This is a genomic window from Paenibacillus stellifer, assembly GCF_000758685.1.
GTDB lineage: Bacteria > Bacillota > Bacilli > Paenibacillales > Paenibacillaceae > Paenibacillus_AQ > Paenibacillus_AQ stellifer.
On sequence record NZ_CP009286.1, the window covers coordinates 255,842 to 268,945 of the forward strand.

The following is a 13,104-nucleotide window of genomic DNA, read 5'->3' on the forward strand; positions in this document are numbered from 1 at the left end:
AATTACTGTGGAATGAAGGGTTGTATGAAAGTTATATTACCCAGGATGTAATCCATTACGTGGATACGCATTTCAGCACATTACCATCCAGAAAAGGACGTTATATTGGAGGCGTGTCGATGGGGGGCTTTGCTGCTCTGCACGTAGCTTTCCGCAATCCTCAAGTATTTAGTAAAGTAGGTGCACATGCTCCTGCATTATTCCTTAATGATATGTGGAAGCCGCTGCATGATAAAATCTTCCCGACCGATCAGGCAAGAAAGGAGCGCGATCCGATCTATTTGGCCAAGAGCCAAAACTTAGCTAAGCTAGAGATTTTCCTCGACATTGGTAATCAGGATGATTTCCAAACTCCGGCGAAGAAGCTGGATGAAGTGTTGAGCCACAAGAAAACGAAATCGTATGAATTCCATTTAGTTGAAGGCGGACATCATAATGATGCTTATTGGAGCAGCCAGGTTGAGCAATATTTATTGTTCTATGGCGGCACTGACCGGAAGTAGACGTTTCATATGGAGGATCAGAAAAGCGGCCTATAATGGTCGCTTTTCTGCATGTATAATGCTTTGGTTGATTAGAACAGCTTCTTGATCGAACCAAGCATGTCGCCAGCTTTGTCCAACGTTATTTTTGCTTTCACGCCATCGATCAATGCGTTGATCTGGTCATTTGGCAGGTCGATCCCGATAACGGATTCGATCGCCGAAACAGGGTCGCTCATAAATTTCGATGAGAAATCTTTATCATTTTTAACTTTGGTAACAATTTCATCAATTTTCGCTTTAATGTCCATGCGAAGTCCTCCTTAGAATTATGCTATATATTTCATCACTATTATACTAAAGCATATTTGTTAAGTAAAAAACGGAAATTGCTACCCTTAAACTATCCGCCCTTTGGCAGCTATAACGAGACTTTTTGGACTTCGTTCTAAAACGGATACGGAGAAGAGCAAAGCCAATGGACATATTAACCGTCGTTCCACTGGCTTTGCTGCTGTGCTGACACTCCTCCGCTGCAGTTAGCAAGAGATTCCAACAGCTATTAGTAACAATTATTTCGCATTCATTTGCGACAGCGCAACAAATTGTTTCTTCATATCTTTCGTCACAACCAGTTCATCCAGCGTGGACGTTTCGATACCTTGCGGTACTTCTTTCAGGATCTGGGTAATTGTCGGCTCTCCGTAGAATATTGCTTCCGGATTGTTGCTGAAATGCTGCGGGATCAGAACTTTTATATTCATGCCATACAGGGTCTTGAAAATATCGGCATCATGAAACGTGCTTGGGCCGTATTCACCGGCATAGGTCAACATAACATCCGCATCTTTCACGGCCTTCAGTGCATCTGGCGATTCTATCCGATCTGTCTCTCCCATGTGTACAATCTTCAGATCACCGAATTGAAATACGTAAATTTCGTTGTCTCCTAAGGAGGCCACATGCTTGGATGGGAACCCGGTTATTTCGACGCCACCGACTTGGATGGGTTTATCCATCAAGGCAGGAGTGATTTTTTTGGGATCTCCCTTAAGCTGCTTTAGACCCGGAACATGATCCTCATGATAATGGGAGACGGTGTAGGCGTCCACCTTCATATCGGGGGCTGGGCCAAAAAATGTCGTAAATTGCGCGGGATATGGATCGGTCAGGATTGTGGTTCCATCAGGAAATGTTAAGTAAAAGCATGAATTCCCCACGTATTTGATCGTCAAGGGACCTTTTTTGGCCGGTTCTGCAGATGGTGCGCTTGTGGCAGATGGTTCAGCGCTGGGTTCGCTGCTTGCCGGTGCTGGAGATGCTATATCTGCGACGGTTGGTCCCGCGTTAGCTTTTACGCTTGTTTTGTCCGTTTTCGAGCACGCTGCCAGCAGGGAACAACAGATCAAGATCATTAGGAGCACAGCCAGGTTTTTATTTTTGCTTTCAAGCTTCATAATTTGACCCCCTCGGGTGATTTAACTTACAAGGGCATCATACCTGATCTGCTATGCTGTAAGAATGGTGTATCCGCAATAGTTGTTTGCTTATAAGCAGGCTTTGAAAATGTCTTACATAGCCAACTGGGGTGAAGGATATGGAGTTTGTAACCATTGGTAGAGAAGTGCATTCCGGATACCGTATTCCTCTATTTTTCACTGAAGATGAATCTTGTATAGAGAACACCGTAAGCTTAAGCAGATGGGGCTTCATCCTAATCGAGAAGGGGTCAGGCATTATATCTTCCGGGGGACTGCATACCCCCTTTACTTCGCCGGTAGTGCTGTGCATCAATGAAAAGGAAGTTGTTAAGCTAAGCTCGCCCTCGGATATATCCATGAAGTCCGTTTATTTTGATCCATTGGTTGTGAATAGCAAATTCAACTTCGAGAATGTTCGCCATGCGCATACTGATTTCTCCGCCACGGAAGAGCAGGACCTTTACCTGCTGCAGCCATTCATTGGGAGCGGCAGCAAATCTCCCGGTCTGTTCACAATAGATACTGCAAATGCACAACATATCACTAAGCTCTTGCGGCAAATGAACCAGACACTGGTGTCCCAGAGCAATTTCCATTGGCCTTGTCGCGCACGCTCGCTGTTTTTGGAAGTTCTTATTCTCCTCTCAAAGCTAATACATGAAGAGGAAAGTCCGCCAGAAGAAGATGCTGACCCTAATGACATTGCAAACCAGGTTTTAGTTTATTTGCATACGAACTATTCGAACAAAATAACGCTGAATGAACTCAGCCGGATGTTTCATATGAATCGAACCACTATGAATCATCAGTTCTTCCAGCTCACAAATCTGTCTATCATTGATTATTTGGTCAAGTACCGCGTGCAAATAGCCGCAACATTATTGAGAGATACCATGCTTCCGATCTCGGAAATCATGGAGCGGGTCGGCTTTCACAATACCACGCATTTCTGGAGAATGTTCAAGAGGCATACGACACTCTCCCCCTCAAGCTATCGAAAACAAAATTGCTGGATGTGATCTTCAGGCGAGTAGGCTGCTGCCAGTTGGCTACGGCAGATAAGCCCGACCTCACAAGGCCGGGCTTTTAGATCTATGCAATTATATAATTTTATTTTGCTTGCTCATCGGGCTGATGAATGCCGAACAGATTGCCTTCCGTATCCACGTAATACCCTTGCCACGCCATCCCGGGCAGTGCGTATTTGGGCAGTGCGAGCTTGCCGCCAAGCTTTAAAATCAGGGCCTCCGTAGAATCGTAATCCCCCACTCCGATCGTACATGCATAACCGTTAACAGCCTGTCCAGGCTCAGGAGAAGGTCCTTGACGCTTCATCAATGCCCCATTGATTCCGAGTTCGCCTGCATCGCCCGTCGTAGCCCCAAAATAGGGCATTCCGGCATATTCGCTCCAATCCTCAAATGTCCATCCAAATACCTCACCATAAAAGTTCTTGGCACGCTCCATGTCATCTACATGAATTTCGAAATGAACTAATCGGCCCATGATCTCCTCCTATGTTTTGACTTCCTGCGTTTCCTTAATTATACTTTCCTTTTTCGGTCGAAATCCATCATAGCTTCAAAGATTCCGTTCTCACAGCGGCCGATTGATTGAGCTTACCCGCCCAGACGCAGTAGCCCATCCCTACATAGGCGATTCCCCAGAAGGCCGCGAAGAATTTGTTATCCGCAACCGGGATAAACAGCATCAGGATCATCAGCAACAGCAAGGCCGGAACCCAGCGGGGAAAGACATTGGCCCGGAAGGTGAGGATGGCGAAGACGAGAGAGCCTCCCATCAAGCCGATCATGTTGATCATCCTAGAGATGTTGACTACCAAGCCTTCCGGCATCGGTGCGCCGGCGACGGCGGTAAATTGGGACCATACCATTGCGGTCGTGACAATGTTCGCGATAATAATCGCGAGTGTTGTAATAAAGCCCGTTACTCCGGTCTCACGGGATTGCACCGTGTACGTAACGATTGTGCCGACCGACATCAGAATACAGGCGATTAATCCGAACGTCAGCTCCTGGGGACTGTCCGTCCCCCAAATAATCGACGTTGGCGTCATGCCTATGCGCGCAATTCCGGCAAGAATACAGATCATTCCCAGCCATTTGATGACATGATGTTCATTCATTTCATTCAGCCTCCCATATGCTTTCGTGTTGCCATGTATTGATCTTAATCGCCGGGAATTCCCGGCTGCCAGAGAATGTGATTCCCGGTTTATAGGGAAAAATGAAGCCGTTCTCGGGAATAGAACGGGAAGCTGCGCGGGAAAATCGGCCTCATCCGTAGTCAAGTCCGGCGGACGGACGCTATAATGAGGGATATCCTTTTGTTCAGGAGGGTGTATAGGGTATGGCGATGGCGGCAAACTCCTGGAAGTCGAATCGTTGGATATGGGCAAGCCTGCAATGGCTGGTCCTGTCTTTCTGCGTGATCACAATGGTTACCTATATCGCCAGCATTCCGCAATATTACACGTCCATGGTTACGACCTGTATTCTCCATGGCTGCGGCACTTCCGTTCCAGCCTTGACGATGCCCGCTCAAGGGCTGACGCTGGAAAACTACGCTTTGCTGCTCGTTCTGATCGATTGCGCCTTTACCTTTGTGTATTACGTGACCTCGGCGGCCATGCTCTGGAAAGGGTTCCGCGAGCCGATGGGCTTACTGGCTGCCGCCGCAATGGTTGCTTTCGGGACCACCTTTCCTTCGCTCGCGATCGTGGCCTCCGAAGGCCACTTTCTGGCACAGCAATGGTTCATGCTGGTTTCCATGCTGGGCTGGATCTCGTTGTCGCTGTTTTTCTTCCTTTTTCCCGACGGACGCTTCGTTCCGAAATGGACCCGGTCCGTATTCCTCATCATCCTCGCCGTAGATGTCCTTCAATTTCTATACCGCGGCCAAGTGTGGAGTCGCTTTGATGTGCCGGAGTTTATTTCATTGCTGTGGTATATCGGCTCCACCATGATCCTGATCTATTCCCAGGTCTACCGGTTCCGCAAAGTTTCCCGGCCTACCCAGCGGCAGCAGACCAAATGGGTGGTGTATGGGGTTTCGATCGGTTTTGCGGGATTTGTCGGCATGAGCATCCTCTTCGACCCCACCTTCAATGACGGCTCAGCCGCCGCTTTTGTCTATCTGAATGCGATCCTGAATTTATTGTTAACCGCCATACCGGTCACCTTGATGCTGGCGATTCTGCGTACGAGGCTGTGGAATATCGATCCACTGGTGAACCGGACGCTGGTGTATGCGGCCTTGTCCGTCTGCGTTATTCTGCTGTACAGCATCATCGTCCTTTATTTGAGCCAGGTGTTTCAGACAAGGGACAACTTCCTCGTATCCCTTCTGGCGACCGCCATGGTTGCCGTGGTGTTCGCGCCGCTCAAGGAGTGGCTTCAACGCCAAATCAACCGTCTTATGAATGGACGGCATGACGATCCCTACTCGGTCCTTCTGGAGCTCGGGAACCAGCTGATCCGGCCGCTTGCGCCGGAGGCCATGCTGGACGCCGTCGTCAGGACGGTGAAAGATGCGCTGCGCCTTCCTTACACGGGCATTTCCATCGGTGTAGGCGGTCAGCAGAAGATGGTAGCTGCGGCGGGCGAGCCTGTGAACGAGGTGCATTCGTTCCCCGTCATTCATAGAGGTGAGGAGATCGGAACGCTCTATGTGTCCAGCCGCTCACCGGGAGAAGCGTTCACGCCGGAGGATGGCAAGTTTCTCGATGTTCTGCTGCGGCAGGCGGGACCGATTGTCGAGAACGTCAATATGACGCTGGGCATGAAGCTGCTGGCAAAAGATTTGCAGGAATCGCGCGAAAAGCTGGTGCTGGCCCGGGAGGAGGAGCGCCGCCAAATTCGAAATAATTTGCATGATGACCTCGCTCCCAGGCTGGCGGCGCTTGCGCTGAATGCGGCGACGGCCCAAAAATATGTGGAGAAGGACCCGGAGGCAGCCGTCGACATGCTGACTGATCTCCGGCAGGTTATTCGGTCTACCGTAAGCGAGATCCGCACCCTGGTTCATGATCTGCGTCCGCCGACACTGGATGAGCTGGGTCTGACCGGCGCTATCGAGGAGCGGATTCGCGAGCTGTCGAAGCCGGCGGAGCTGCTTGCTGCGGAGCAGGGGAATGAGCCGCTGCGGATTAGGCTCCATGCGCCGCTGCCGCTTCCTGAACTGCCCGCAGCGGTGGAAGTTGCCGCATTCCGGATCGTCGTCGAGTCGGTCGTGAATGTGATCAAGCATGCCGGAGCCACGTCATGCATGGTCCGGCTGGACCTCCCGTCCGCTTACAAGCTGACGGTGGAAATTACAGACGACGGCAACGCCGACGGGATATGGACTGCAGCCTCCGTCTCCGGTAAAGGCGGCATCGGCCAGCAATCGATCCGGGAGCGGGCCGCCGAGCTTGGCGGATATTGCACAATTGAGAGACTGGAGCATGGCGGCACACGGGTTTTTGCCGTTTTTCCCCTTTGAGAAAAGCGTTAGCGCAAAGGAGAGGTGAGTATGAAAATTGTCATCGCCGACGACCATCCATTGTTTCGGAGCGGGGTTCGCAATCTGCTGGGGACGACAGAGGATTTGCAGCTCGTAGGCGAAGCCTCCACCGGAGATGAAGCCCTGGAGCTGGCTGCCGCGCTTCAGCCGGAATTAATCCTGATGGACATTCGCATGTCCGGATTAAACGGGATTGAGGCGACCCGGCTGATCAAGGAACGCTTCCCGCATATCGAAGTGCTTATCCTGACGATGTTCCAGGACGATCAATCTGTCTTTACGGCGATGCGGGCCGGAGCCAAGGGCTATGTATTGAAGGATGCGGATGAGAACGAGTTGCTGCAATCCATCCGGATGGTGGGCAGCGGCGGAGCGGTCTTCAGCGCGGACATTGCGGCCCGGATGATCCATTATTTTGCGGCGCCCAAGCCAGCCATGAAGAGAGACCACCCGGCTTTGGCCGAACTGTCCAGGCGGGAGATGGAAATTCTGGAGTGCATTGCCGAAGGCCAGAGTAATGCGCAAATTGCCACCCGCCTTTTTATCAGCATCAAAACAGTAGCCAACAACATTTCCACGATCTTGAACAAGCTGCAGGTGTCGGACAGGAATGAAGCGAAGCGACTGCTACAGGACTCGCGGGAGGATTAATGGCGCAGCAGAGCGCGCTGGATCTGGCCGCAGGGGAGAATCTGCCGTTGATTCACGGGGACAGAAAAGCAAGGACCCTTTCATTGAATTCATCCGGTTTCTCGATAAAAGGTAGATGGCCGCAGCCCTGCATCATGATTTTGGACGAGTGCTTGATGGTTGTGTTCAGAATTTCGGCCGTATTCAGGTTAAAAGGATGGTCCTGATCAGAAATGAAGATAAGCGTCGGTATGTTAATTTCTTCCAGACGGCTGATAGCGTAAGGCTTGGCAGCGATAGTGAGTTTGGGCGGGACCCGGCAAAAGTTGTCCGTATTTCGAACATTGCGGAGAACTTTATTCCGGGCTTCTTCATTGCTCAAGGGAGGAAAATAATACCGCCAGAATGGGCTTGCGATGAACGCTTCAACGGCCTTCTCCCGTCCCCTTAGAGTGACATTCATGTAATTGATCAATCCATGCCACATGAATGGAAGCGGGTAAGAGTTGCCGGTTACCGAAGGCGAGACCAGAATAAGGCTGCGAACGAGCCCCGGATAAGTGAGGGAGAAATCGATAGCAACGGCGCCGCCCGAGGAGGAACCGAGCAGAGTGACGCTGGGTAACTTCAGGAAATCGATCAGCGCTTTTAGGTCGTGGACATTGGAGAATGAGGAATCGGGGGTGCTGGAAAGGCCGTATCCCCGCAGATCATAACGGATGGTTTCATAATATGCGGATAAAATCTCTGCCTGCTCGTTCCAGATCTGATGATCATTGAAGTTGCCATGCAGCAGGATGATCGGATCGCCTTTTCCTGAAATCGAATAAAAGATCTTACCATCGTCCAGGTTCAAATAATCATTCAAATAGTCATGTTTCATCGAATGAACTCTCCTTGCCTGCTCATTTACAGGAAATCGGCATTATGAAGATTGTCTGCAATTATCGCCCGCAGCACTTCGGAAACGGAATAATCACCTCTATGGCAGCAGCGATCAATCTCATCCCAGCATTCCTGCGGCAGGGTTAATGAGATTTTTCGAGTTATGCCTATTGGCTTGCGGCCTGCTCCCCTGCGATGGCCTCCCCTCTTGCCGGATTGAGAAACCGGGGCCTTGCGTGTGTTCATCTCCATCATCCCATCACCCAACCCTATCATTCCATATCATTGATTAGCAGTCAATTATTGCTACCTTAATCAATTGTCTAGCAATCCCTTATATTGGAATGTTAATCCTGGGGTAAAAAAGGAAGGGGAGGTTCAAGCGGAGACTTCTGTATCGAAAAGCCAATTGGATGCCAGGGAGCTTATGCTTCTGGAATCAGAGGTGAATAAGAAGAGCAAGAGCGTCGGAGCCGCTTGGACCCGGTTGGAGATGCCCTTAGGCCCGAAGGTGTCCAGGGTAATCCCGTTGACTACGCCCTCTTGAGTTTTGTCATGAAAACTAACGTGATAATTCTAGAAGGCATACGTTTTTTTGTGAATGATGCCCAAAAGTTCGGGAATTCTTTGTTTGGTGTAACGATCATGCACCTGAACTCGTTATAGATGCGGCTAATTCTTTATATAATGTGAATCAACTTCACATGATGGATGGCCGATTGACTGATAATTCAAATCAGGGGGTAAGGGTGAATGGAGAAAGCGAAAGGCATGAGGGTGTTCTCACTGGGATTGCAGCATGTATTGGCAATGTATGCAGGAGCTATAGTGGTTCCTTTGATAGTGGGAAGGGCTCTTAACTTGACCGCTGAGCAATTGGCTTACTTGGTATCGATCGATTTATTGACCTGCGGCATCGCGACCTGGTTTCAGGCGCGCAAAGGCAAATATCTGGGTGTAGGACTGCCTGCGGTGCTGGGAAGCTCCTTCGTCGCAGTGACGCCGATGATCGCCATCGGCTCCCAGTACGGGGTCACGGCCATTTACGGCTCCATCATTGCCGCCGGTCTCTTTATCATGCTGGGTGCGGTCTTCTTCAGTAAGATCGTCAAGCTGTTCCCGCCGGTTGTGATCGGTACGGTCGTGACGCTGATCGGTCTTTCGCTGATTCCAACAGGTATTAAAAATATGGCCGGAGGCAACGGCAGCAAGGATTTCGGAAGCCTGGACAATCTGGCGCTGTCCTTCGGAGTGCTGCTCTTCATTCTGCTGCTTAACCGGTATTCCCGCGGATTCATCAAATCGCTGTCCGTGCTTGCGGGAATTCTCATCGGCACGCTGGCGGCTGCATTAATGGGCAAGGTTGATTTCTCTCCGGTTCAGAATGCTTCCTGGTTTCACCTCCCGCGGCCTTTTTACTTCGGAGCGCCGTCCTTTGAGATCGGACCCATCCTGACGATGATTATTGTGGGCATGGTCGTCATCATTGAATCGACCGGCGTGTTCATGGCGCTGAGCAAAATCTGCGACCAGCCCCTGACCGACAAGGATTTGGCCCGCGGCTACCGCGCCGAAGGCTTGGCCTTTGTGCTCGGCGGGATTCTGAACGCCTTCCCGTATAATACCTTCGCCCAGAATGTAGGGCTTGTTCAGCTGTCCAAAGTCAAGACAACCAACGTCATCGTCGTTGCGGGAGGCATTCTGGTCTTTCTCGGGCTTATTCCTAAAATTGCGGCGTTTGCCACGATCATCCCCAGCGCCGTGCTGGGCGGGGCGACGGTTGTCCTGTTCGGCATGGTCGTCTCATCCGGAATCAAAATGCTGCAGACCGTAGATTTCGGCAGGCAGTCGAATCTCCTGATCGTCGCCTGCTCCGTGTCCCTTGGCGTCGGTGTCACAACGGTTCCGGATCTGTTCGCCCAATTGCCGCAGAGCATCAAGATCATTGTCAGCGACGGCATCATCACCGGCAGTCTGACCGCCATCCTGCTCAATGTCTTCTTCAACCTTGGCCCCAAAAAGACCAGCATACCGGTTCAGCAGGTGAAAGAGGTATCCTGAGGCCAGGCCTTGGCAGTCTTCGCAATCTCCGTTATGAACGAAGCGGCAATCCGTACTTTATGGCAGGGCGCATTGCCCGTGTGATCCGGCCTAATATATTCGGCTAATATACCCCGGCTCTGCTGCTTCATCAGGCCCGCTCTCCGGAGCGGGCTTCGGAATGATGCATCGTTGAAACAATGGCAAATCAGCCCCAAACAATAAAATGGTGTCAGTGAATCCCTGATGTCCCTACCAATGTTGCAAATGTTCTGGCGTGGCCCAATAAGTACGGCAAATAATTACGGTAAGTAATTACGGCAGCTTGGCTTCGGCCGTGCTCAAGGCGGCGGCAATCTGTTTCTCATAGCCGTAGATGGTCTTCCAGCAGGCATTGATTTTGCCGAGCTCATTATACATCAGCGCCATCTCCGTTGCCGCCGTAATCGCCGCGCCCTGCTTGACGGCGAGCCGGTATCTCTTGCTTGCGGCGGTTCGCGTTCGGTTGGCGGCCGCGATTTTCTTGTTCTCCGCCGTGACCTGCTTGCGGAGATTCTGCACCGGGATGAGGGCGTCCGTCACGAGCTTGCCCTTGGCCGAAGCAGACTTCTTGGCTGCGGCCAAGGCTTCCTTGGCGTTCTTGATCTCCAGCCGGGCGGCTTCGACAGACGGCTTCAGCTTGTTCCGCTGCAGATCCAGCAGGTCGGCGGATTTCTTGTCCTTGCTCTTCCTCGCTGCCGCCGCGCGCTTGCCAAGATCGCTGTACTGCTGAAGCAGCGCTGCATGCTTGCCGGAGACTTGCACGGACGCCGAATTCAGCTGTTCAATCTTCGCCTTGTCGATCAGCTTAGCCTTGGCGGCAACACTCTTCTGCCTGTCATCGTTGCGGCTTCTCAGCTCCTGAATCTGCGATTTCTGAAGCTTGATGGCGGTCTCCAGCGCGGTGTAGCCGTCATAGAGCTGATCGATGCTGCCGATGGCGGCGGCGAATTCCGGCTCGAACGCGGCGGCATGGGCCGGGATGGCGAGACCAGGCAGGGCGGCAAGCAGGGCGCCAAAAATGCACAGCGCGATGATTGATCGGCGGGCAAAATTCTGTAAGATGGTCAACACTAGCATCTCCTCCAAATGCGTAATAGAATCCACATCGCCACGTTGCGAACGCAAAAAAGCACCCTGCAGAACAAGGCCTTTCAGCCTATCTTCCGCAGGGTGCTTCCCTGACACGAACGATGTGATTTGTCCCAACTATACAAGAAAAACCAGGAAATTGTCAACACTTTTACGAACAAATGTTTGTTGATTAAGCTGCGCCTTCGGCTTCGGCCCCGCTCATTTTCAGCGACTTGGCGCTCCGGAGGTAATAGAATACCAAGCCTATAGCAAGCCAGCTGCCTCCGAGCATAAGAGAGTCGATATCGAGCAGCGTGATGAGATACAGGACGAATCCGGCGCCGAAGAGCGGGCACAGCAGGCGGAAGAGCAGGTCCTTCGGGGACCGCTGCTTCATGTGGATGATATAGTGAAAGATAACGGACAAGTTGACGAAGAGGAAGGCCGTCAGCGCGCCGAAGTTCACGAATTTGATAGCCGTATCCAGACTGATGAAGAGAGCGGACAGGGAGATAATGCTAGCCAGGATGATATTGAACACAGGTGTGCGGAATCTGGGATGAATGGAAGCGAATGCTTTGGGAAGGAGCGACGTTCTGCCCATGACGAACAGCAGCCGGGTGACCGTAGTCATGGACGACATGCCCTGGGACAGTATCGAGAAGATGATAACGAAGGTGAACACCGAAGCAAGCATACTGCCGCCGATGGACTGCATAAGCTCAAAACCGGCCGAATCCATGTTGGTGAAGGTGAAGGACGGGTACATTTGCTGAATCAGATAGGCTGTGGCGAAGTACATCAGACCCGCCAGCACGACGATGATAATAATGGCGCGGGGAATAGTCTTGCTTGGTTCCTTCGTCTCTTCCGCCATCGTGGTGATGGAATCAAAGCCGAGGAATGAGAAGCAGACAAGCGAAGCGCCGGCCAGGATGGAAGAGAAGGATACCCCTTTTCCCGCGGCAAAAGGATTGAAGCCTGCCGTAATCCCGCCCTGGAGACCTTTGTAGACAAGAAGGGCGCAAAATCCCGCGATAAACACAATTTGCATAAGCACGAATATCTTGCTCACATTGGCGGATTCCTTGATGCCGACGATGTTGATGACCATGACGGCAGCGGTGAGCAGCACGATCCACACCGAGGAGGGAACCGAGGGAAATTGGGCGTTCAGGTTAATACCGAACATCAGCACAGCAATGATGCAGGAGAACAGGTAGTCGAGCAGCACCGCCCAGCCTACCAGAAAGCCGAGAAACGGATGAATCGCTTTGCTTACATACGTATATGCGGAGCCGGAGACGGGAAAGGCGCGCGACATCTGTCCGTAGCTTGCAGCCGTGAAGACGATGGCCACGAAGGCCAGCATATAAGCCGCGAGAAGCATGCCTTTTGCACCATCAAGCAGCACACCGAAACTTGTAAAAAAGATCATGGGCGACATCCAGGCCAGACCCATAGTCACGACATGGGATAAAGACAGATTCCGTTTTAATGTTAGGTTATTCGACATTTGCATCCCTCCACCAAATTTGAGAAACAGCAGTGAAACATTGGCTATGTCATGACACCTCACATTGTTGCAGGGGTTTTTCGAAAAATCAAGTCTTTTTTTCAGAAAATAAGACGAACATATGTTTGAAAGAGTGAGTTTTCCATACAATCCGCCTGGATTTTTGGAGATCGCACGTCTTTTTTTCGGAAAAATGCGTAAGGTTTATTGCGCAGGTCCCAAAATTGTGTTAGGATTCGTTACACAAGCAATTTCATAACAAGGTCTTCTAGGGTTCCGGGCTCTCCTCTGGGGAGTCGGCTGGTCCGAGAGAAGGCGCATCGGCGCGTTAGTCGCCTTGGTGTACACGGCGGGAAAAAAGCCCGGGAGAATCCATCAAAGTCAGCTTTGATGCTTCTCCCGGGCTTTTTTATTTTTTTTCGGCAAGTGTTCA

At 51.3% G+C, this 13,104-nt stretch carries 13 protein-coding genes and 1 riboswitch; of the genes, 5 read left to right on the forward strand and 8 right to left on the reverse strand.

The features are described 5' to 3' along the window. Window positions 1–20: 20 nt before the first annotated feature. The gene (locus PSTEL_RS01380) at window positions 21–503 is read left to right on the forward strand and encodes an alpha/beta hydrolase (RefSeq protein WP_281176748.1); all 483 of its coding nucleotides are present in this window, start codon (window positions 21–23) and stop codon (window positions 501–503) included. Between the two features lie 71 nt (window positions 504–574). Here the strand turns inward: PSTEL_RS01380 and PSTEL_RS01385 are convergent, their stop codons facing one another. Then, complete coding sequence (locus PSTEL_RS01385) at window positions 575–793, reverse strand: hypothetical protein (protein WP_038693024.1); 219 nt, start codon at window positions 791–793, stop codon at window positions 575–577. A gap of 261 nt (window positions 794–1,054) precedes the next feature. After that, a complete protein-coding gene (locus PSTEL_RS25930) occupies window positions 1,055–1,939 on the reverse strand; it encodes an MBL fold metallo-hydrolase (RefSeq protein ID WP_084064561.1) in 885 nt (294 codons plus the stop codon). A 140-nt stretch (window positions 1,940–2,079) separates the two neighbouring features. Between PSTEL_RS25930 and PSTEL_RS01400 the strand changes: the two genes are divergently transcribed. Further along, window positions 2,080–2,982: a helix-turn-helix domain-containing protein gene (locus PSTEL_RS01400; protein ID WP_038693026.1), complete on the forward strand. Its 903-nt coding sequence runs from the start codon at window positions 2,080–2,082 to the stop codon at window positions 2,980–2,982. 91 nt (window positions 2,983–3,073) lie between these two features. Here the strand turns inward: PSTEL_RS01400 and PSTEL_RS01405 are convergent, their stop codons facing one another. Both PSTEL_RS01405 and PSTEL_RS01410 read right to left on the reverse strand, forming a co-directional pair. Then, window positions 3,074–3,469 (reverse strand): VOC family protein, encoded by a 396-nt coding sequence (locus PSTEL_RS01405; RefSeq protein ID WP_038693027.1) that lies wholly within the window; start codon window positions 3,467–3,469, stop codon window positions 3,074–3,076. Between the two features lie 67 nt (window positions 3,470–3,536). Then, window positions 3,537–4,109 carry a hypothetical protein gene (locus tag PSTEL_RS01410; protein WP_038693028.1) on the reverse strand — a complete coding sequence of 191 codons (573 nt, stop codon included), beginning with the start codon at window positions 4,107–4,109 and terminating at the stop codon, window positions 3,537–3,539. A 224-nt stretch (window positions 4,110–4,333) separates the two neighbouring features. On the opposite strand from PSTEL_RS01410, the gene PSTEL_RS01415 reads away from it, so the two are divergent. Further along, complete coding sequence (locus tag PSTEL_RS01415) at window positions 4,334–6,466, forward strand: GAF domain-containing sensor histidine kinase (protein ID WP_052098109.1); 2,133 nt, start codon at window positions 4,334–4,336, stop codon at window positions 6,464–6,466. A 30-nt stretch (window positions 6,467–6,496) separates the two neighbouring features. Beyond that, window positions 6,497–7,138 (forward strand): response regulator transcription factor, encoded by a 642-nt coding sequence (locus tag PSTEL_RS01420; RefSeq protein ID WP_038693029.1) that lies wholly within the window; start codon window positions 6,497–6,499, stop codon window positions 7,136–7,138. Between the two features lie 52 nt (window positions 7,139–7,190). Here the strand turns inward: PSTEL_RS01420 and PSTEL_RS01425 are convergent, their stop codons facing one another. Both PSTEL_RS01425 and PSTEL_RS26625 read right to left on the reverse strand, forming a co-directional pair. Beyond that, entirely contained in the window at window positions 7,191–8,000 is an 810-nt protein-coding gene (locus PSTEL_RS01425; RefSeq protein WP_038693030.1) for an alpha/beta fold hydrolase, read from the reverse strand. A 26-nt stretch (window positions 8,001–8,026) separates the two neighbouring features. Next, window positions 8,027–8,257, reverse strand: a complete 231-nt coding sequence (locus tag PSTEL_RS26625; protein ID WP_156995739.1) for a ribbon-helix-helix domain-containing protein — start codon at window positions 8,255–8,257, stop codon at window positions 8,027–8,029. Between the two features lie 498 nt (window positions 8,258–8,755). On the opposite strand from PSTEL_RS26625, the gene PSTEL_RS01435 reads away from it, so the two are divergent. After that, a complete protein-coding gene (locus PSTEL_RS01435; RefSeq protein ID WP_038693032.1) occupies window positions 8,756–10,063 on the forward strand; it encodes a nucleobase:cation symporter-2 family protein in 1,308 nt (435 codons plus the stop codon). A 294-nt stretch (window positions 10,064–10,357) separates the two neighbouring features. On the opposite strand, the gene PSTEL_RS01440 is transcribed toward PSTEL_RS01435, so the two are convergent. Together PSTEL_RS01440 and PSTEL_RS01445 are read right to left on the reverse strand one after the other, a co-directional pair. Next, window positions 10,358–11,152 carry a hypothetical protein gene (locus PSTEL_RS01440; RefSeq protein WP_052098110.1) on the reverse strand — a complete coding sequence of 265 codons (795 nt, stop codon included), beginning with the start codon at window positions 11,150–11,152 and terminating at the stop codon, window positions 10,358–10,360. Between the two features lie 193 nt (window positions 11,153–11,345). Continuing rightward, window positions 11,346–12,671: an APC family permease gene (locus PSTEL_RS01445; RefSeq protein WP_038693033.1), complete on the reverse strand. Its 1,326-nt coding sequence runs from the start codon at window positions 12,669–12,671 to the stop codon at window positions 11,346–11,348. A gap of 257 nt (window positions 12,672–12,928) precedes the next feature. Continuing rightward, window positions 12,929–13,042, forward strand: a riboswitch (guanidine-I (ykkC/yxkD leader). Window positions 13,043–13,104 lie beyond the last annotated feature (62 nt).

Coding starts and splice junctions, on each gene's coding strand:
- PSTEL_RS01435 (WP_038693032.1), top strand. CDS start 8,756: ATGGAGAAAGCGAAAGGCATGAGGGTGTTCTCACTGGGATTGCAGCAT.
- PSTEL_RS01410 (WP_038693028.1), bottom strand. CDS start 4,109: ATGAATGAACATCATGTCATCAAATGGCTGGGAATGATCTGTATTCTT.
- PSTEL_RS01445 (WP_038693033.1), bottom strand. CDS start 12,671: ATGTCGAATAACCTAACATTAAAACGGAATCTGTCTTTATCCCATGTC.
- PSTEL_RS01425 (WP_038693030.1), bottom strand. CDS start 8,000: ATGAAACATGACTATTTGAATGATTATTTGAACCTGGACGATGGTAAG.
- PSTEL_RS01400 (WP_038693026.1), top strand. CDS start 2,080: ATGGAGTTTGTAACCATTGGTAGAGAAGTGCATTCCGGATACCGTATT.
- PSTEL_RS01385 (WP_038693024.1), bottom strand. CDS start 793: ATGGACATTAAAGCGAAAATTGATGAAATTGTTACCAAAGTTAAAAAT.
- PSTEL_RS01415 (WP_052098109.1), top strand. CDS start 4,334: ATGGCGATGGCGGCAAACTCCTGGAAGTCGAATCGTTGGATATGGGCA.
- PSTEL_RS25930 (WP_084064561.1), bottom strand. CDS start 1,939: ATGAAGCTTGAAAGCAAAAATAAAAACCTGGCTGTGCTCCTAATGATC.
- PSTEL_RS26625 (WP_156995739.1), bottom strand. CDS start 8,257: ATGATGGAGATGAACACACGCAAGGCCCCGGTTTCTCAATCCGGCAAG.
- PSTEL_RS01405 (WP_038693027.1), bottom strand. CDS start 3,469: ATGGGCCGATTAGTTCATTTCGAAATTCATGTAGATGACATGGAGCGT.
- PSTEL_RS01420 (WP_038693029.1), top strand. CDS start 6,497: ATGAAAATTGTCATCGCCGACGACCATCCATTGTTTCGGAGCGGGGTT.